The following is a 4,119-nucleotide window of genomic DNA, read 5'->3' as shown; positions in this document are numbered from 1 at the left end:
CGGGAAGACGAACATCGCAGAGCGGTGGGACGGCGAGTATTCTGCCAAGACCGAGGCGAACGGGGATGGGACAAAGACGATCTATATAGGCAGGGAAGCATTAGAAAAGGGGAGTCGGTTTGGGCTGAACGTGCTTCTGGCCCATGAGGCGTACCGGAACGGGATAGATGATGGGGAAGCGGGGCAGCGGGAAGAGACGGACCGGGCGGTGCTGGGGCATATAGGGGCGGCCTATGCGTTAGGGCAAGCCTACGGGATGGGGGTGATTGGTGAAGCCCTGGGTAAGGAAGTGGCGACATACCTGGCGGCCCTCAGCACGGGGAATATGGAGGACCTTGCCCGGCTTCTTGCGAGCTACGATGCGAGCGGGGATTATTGGCGGCTGATTAGAAGGGACGATGGCACATATGGTGTGCAGTATGACGGGAACCATAGTCTACTTGATGAAAATGGAAATATTTTAATAAGGAGTCAACTAGATATTATTAGTGAAGCAGGTGTGATAACGGGACATAAAGAAACAAGCAAGAATTCGTATGCTCGATCCCTGGGGATGCTTATGGGTATATTCCCGGACTATACCAATGATTATGCTGGATATACTCAGTTCTACCAAAGTAATCCTGGCGCTGTTTGCACCAATATGACAAACTACCTAATTTCAATGATGGAAAATGCAGGATATACATGGGCAAATAATATGTGGAACAATCCACAAGACGGCGCGACAATTGACGCAAATGCATATTTAATGACCTACAAGGATATTAAACGAGGTATTGGCGTAACAAGAAAACAAACCGGGAAAGAGAGCGCAATAATCAGTATAGCCTTAAAAAATGAAAGGGATGAAGTAGTTACTACAGTAAGTAGCTCATTTACAGGATGTACAACTCCGATTAATTTAATTATGATTGAAAATATGATTCCAGAAGGAAGAAGGCTTAAGGCTGCTACTTTTAAGATCAACTTCAATGGGAATGTAGAAATGTTTGGTTTAGGAAGTACTATGCCGGATCCTTCACAGATGGGTAGTGAATACCCAGCTCTGGCAGACGGGACTTATCCGTATGCATGGTCGCTACATCGTCCTTTGGAAAATAGTAGATACAGGGCTTTTAGAATTTTTAGAACGAATCCTCCAAATTGGAATGCCGTTACGGGTCCAACGGGAGATCGGGTCCCAGAAGTGCCTAATTTTCCTTATACAACGGTTAATAACTGGGGTGGTTACCAAAATCAAATGCCGGGATATTACTACGATAATTTAGGACAGCGAACGCCGAAGGATACTAGTTTAATTAATGGCCATAAAACATATTCAAATCCATTTGTAATTCAGCCAGGGACTACTTATACAGCAGGAAGCAAGGGATGTATGGTATGGTTACCACAAACCTTTGCTCAGCTAACCGCAGGATTACAAACAACGAGAGAACCCTACAGAATTTCGTGGGGTTATATTTCCATCATTCGAGATATTTACGGAGATGGAACAAATTCAAGCAATAATTGGTGGCAGCCATGAAAAAGATGATTGTAATCATAGCACTGGCAGTGGGTTTATTGGGGAAGTTGGAAGCGCAAAGTTTTTTAGTTTACGAAGAGTACGGACGAGGGGGGGGAGGGGATGAATTTTTTAATGTTTTTCTTTATAACAATAACGATACTACAAGAGTACAATTGGCTGATGCATGGTATATTCTAAATAGAGGTCAGTCTTACGGCTATGCTGTAAATCCCTTTGTGTTCCTTGAATATAAGGATTCGATACTCATTTTTTGGGAAGACATCGTCGTAATAGAAGGAGGAGAGGGTAAAAAAGGTTGGGAAAAATACCTTGGCGATTTCATAGAAAGAGCGGTGAAACGAGAGGTATACATAATAGATTGTTGCAGCATCTGTAATGGTGCGGACTATGTTGCGTATATAGCCTACTTTGATAAGAGGTGTGAATGTGGCAAAGGTCTTGCAGTTAAAATCGATACAACGACTGACACAGTAGTAAAACGAATTGAGTTTTCCTTGGCAACATCAGAAGGGTATAGAAGAATACTTAATGGAAAACCTGTACCGCTTGAAAATAAGTATATTTTTATTGACTCGTATGATTTCGAGGCATACGCGTACGCAGAAACTATGAATGATGCAAAAAAATTGTTTTCAGCAGGACTCATCGATCTAAACCTCAATGTTTCCAGCTTTGATTATAGCGATACCATAGCAGATTTAATCTGGAAAGCGAGGGGTTTTGTTGTGTTTCCCTATATCCAGGAAGATGGTGGCGCCGGGAACGCAGGGTTCTTTTTAGCATATTCACTGCAAAACGATGCTCTGGAAACATATAGGATCAGGCAATATGAATATAATGAAAAGCTTCGTTCATTTAATTTGATTGTAAATCCCGGGCTTAAGAATAAAAAATTTGGATTTTATGAAATAGGCGATATTCCAGGATTTCGGGTTGTGCCATTTCTGAAAAATCAGAATCTCAAAGGAACAGATGGTCAAGCTAACCGTAAGTTTAGGTATATATGGCCCCGATATGAGGTAAGGAACGTCCCGTTATTATTAAGCGCAGTTTCAAAGCTTGATTCAGGTTATGTTGATGCAGCGGAGCTTCAAAAGATACAGTACTGGTTTCCGCAGGATTCGACCTGGTTCAGCCCAAATACAAATGGAAGAAGAAATTTTGGATTTTATGGAGATAATATTATAAATCTATATGAAGGTATGAAAATAGTCATTTATGATCAATATATTTTATTGTTTTTAAACAATGATAAGTATACCTATGAAGATTTTAAAAATTACTTATATCATTTTACGAGCCTTAAAGTAGATCCTGAAACGGGGTATAGGTATTTTGAAATTTTTGATGAATCATATGGTGAATATATGCGTATGTATTTACTTAGTGGTAAGGACATTATGGTCTTGGTTAAGACTGAAAAATTCAATGGTGCGGAGCAGTTTTCCTGGGGGTTTGATCATTTTGAACTGATTTTCAGTATGGAGCAGATGCTCCAACGAAGAAAAAAATTTATGATTAACGGTGAGTATGTGGAGCATGAATATTTAGATTCCGGAATTAAAACAATTAGTGCTTCGTCGTATCTAACCGAGACGATAAAAGGCAAAAAAGTTGAGTACAAACCAGAATACATGATTAATAGAATATGCAAGCTTCCTGAAAAGACTGATGAGCGAGGATTCCCTGTTTTTGACGAGGGTTTCCCTATTTTTGATAATTTCAAACCTTGCTGGGCCGAAGGCGTTCCTGGAGATGGTATCGGTGAGTGGCTTCAAGTTGAATTTATACGACCCAGCGATGAAATTATGATACTGAATGGCTATGTTGATTTTAGAAACATGAGTGCATACATGAATAACAACAGGCTCAAGAAAATCAGGATAGAATCGGAGCGCCCAGCCTTTAGCATCGAGTACACCTTACCTGACTATGTCGCGTACCATTCGGTACCGCTTCCGCAAAAGACCACAAAAGTCAAAATAACAATTCTTGAGGTGTATAAAGGATTAAAGTACAGTGATACCTGTGTGACTGCAATTGCCCTCCCTCAGGAACGGAGCCGAAGTATTGAAGAAGAAAAGAGGTGGATTTATTATTACTTAAAGAAGAAGAACGTATTCGAATATATAAATCAGTACCTCAAGGAATAAAGGTAAGAGTGTATGTATTCCCCCTTTTCTGATTGGGAAGGGTGCGAAGAGTTCCTCTCTGTGTGGTGGCTATAGCCCCTGGTTTGCACTAACAAGCGTCGCCCCGGGACCCCTCAGGGGCGTGCCAGCGCCTCTTGGAAAGCCTCAGGGCTCCTGGGGCCCAGTCCCAGTCCCCAGCTAAACTATAGCTCTTCAATCTCCTCCCGGGAAAGGCCGGTCACCTCGGCAATGATATCAATCTCAATCCCGCGGGACTTCATTCTCCGGGCCGTTTCCCGACGGTTTTTTTCTTCGCCCAGGGCCATGCCTTCGTTGCGACCTTCCATAAACCATTCCTGTTCTTTCTTCTTGATGGCAGTGGCTAACATGGTCGGTACCTCCTTAAGGGTACGAATCTCATCCACCCATTGAGGAACGGGGTCCTCAAAATGGGCG

At 42.3% G+C, this 4,119-nt stretch carries 2 protein-coding genes and 1 pseudogene; 2 read left to right on the top strand and 1 reads right to left on the bottom strand.

What is annotated here, in order from left to right; translation table 11 throughout:
• Nucleotides 1–1,528, top strand: a 1,528-nt coding sequence (locus tag C5O22_RS13545; protein ID WP_165910523.1) for a hypothetical protein, incomplete at its 5' end; no start/stop codon positions are given.
• Nucleotides 1,525–3,684 (top strand): NADase-type glycan-binding domain-containing protein, encoded by a 2,160-nt coding sequence (locus C5O22_RS12455; RefSeq protein WP_132782299.1) that lies wholly within the window; start codon nt 1,525–1,527, stop codon nt 3,682–3,684. The genes C5O22_RS13545 and C5O22_RS12455, both read left to right, overlap by 4 nt.
• A 182-nt stretch (nt 3,685–3,866) precedes the next feature.
• Here C5O22_RS12455 and C5O22_RS13540 read toward each other — a convergent pair.
• Nucleotides 3,867–4,119, bottom strand: a pseudogene (locus tag C5O22_RS13540) (Rpn family recombination-promoting nuclease/putative transposase); the annotation flags it as partial.

The organism is Treponema sp. J25 (genome assembly GCF_004343725.1).
Taxonomy (GTDB): domain Bacteria; phylum Spirochaetota; class Spirochaetia; order Treponematales; family Breznakiellaceae; genus J25.
Note: the sequence above shows the minus strand (reverse complement) of the source record. Positions and strands in the feature narration are given on the sequence as shown.

Coding starts and splice junctions, on each gene's coding strand:
- C5O22_RS12455 (WP_132782299.1), top strand. CDS start 1,525: ATGAAAAAGATGATTGTAATCATAGCACTGGCAGTGGGTTTATTGGGG.